General features: G+C 39.7%; 1 protein-coding gene. It reads left to right on the forward strand.

Annotated features, from left to right (window positions below):
• Window positions 1–282, forward strand: a 282-nt coding sequence (locus SB658_RS23285) for an MFS transporter (protein ID WP_410602644.1), incomplete at both ends; no start/stop codon positions are given.

Here is a 282-nt window from a genome sequence, read left to right on the forward strand (position 1 = left end):
ATTACTTTTAGGGGCAATGGTTGCATTATTAAACGAAACGTTACTTGGTAATGCGTTAACTGTATTAATGAAAGAATTTGGCGTAACGGCTTCAACGATTCAATGGCTTTCTACAGCTTACATGTTAGTGGTTGGTGTTTTAGTCCCGATTACAGCGTTACTTCAGCAATGGCTCACAACGAGACAAATGTTTTTGATCGCTATGGTAACGTTTTTAGTCGGTACATTAATTGCGGGATTCGCACCGACATTTTCCGTTTTATTAGTTGGCCGTATCGTCCA

Origin of the sequence: Bacillus sp. SIMBA_008 (assembly GCF_046535495.1) — a bacterium.
GTDB classification, from domain to species: domain Bacteria; phylum Bacillota; class Bacilli; order Bacillales; family Bacillaceae; genus Bacillus; species Bacillus subtilis.